Annotated in this window: 1 protein-coding gene; it reads left to right on the top strand. The window is 47.5% G+C overall.

The annotated features are described in order from the left end of the window. On the top strand, positions 1-559 hold a 559-nt coding region (locus tag A3738_RS04700; RefSeq protein ID WP_068763396.1), incomplete at its 5' end, for an ankyrin repeat domain-containing protein. Positions 560-610: the final 51 nt, after the last annotated feature.

Below are 610 nucleotides of genomic sequence, written 5' to 3'. Positions count from 1 at the left end.
GACAGCGATTTCCTCAGGCGATGAAGTCGCTATGAAGGAACGTATTTTGGCGGGAGACTCTGTGAATGCAGAGTTTGAGGGGCACACACCTCTGAGATACGCGATCAGCGCAAAGCAAACACGCATGGTTCAGATTTTATTACGTGCCGGAGCGCAGCCTAATTGGGCCATGCAGCCCGGACAAGAAAGTGTGCTCATGCTTGTTAGTCGTTTAGGATTGAATGATTTAGTCGTGGCGTTTATTCGCTCCGGTATGGCATTAGACTATGCGGATGCCTCTGGTCGCACAGCACTAACAGAAGCGGCGATGAATGGGCATCTTACAACCGCTAATGTCTTGATTAATGCAGGCGCTGACGTAGACATAGTGTTCGAAGGGAAGTCACTACTGATGCACTTGGTAGAACAAAACAGCATGTTATTGGTGAAGCCAGTTATTGAAGCAGGGGCTGATGTGAATTACGTGTCTAACATGGGGGAGAGCAGCCTAAGTATTGCTCGAGAACAGCAACTCCATGAGTTAGACTTAATGTTGGTTCAGGCGGGCGCACGATTGTGACAAGTACGTGCATTAAGTAAACTTCGCAAGATAATTTTAAGTACAACTCAC

This window comes from Oleiphilus sp. HI0066 (assembly GCF_001635725.1).
Note: the sequence above shows the minus strand (reverse complement) of the source record. Positions and strands in the feature narration are given on the sequence as shown.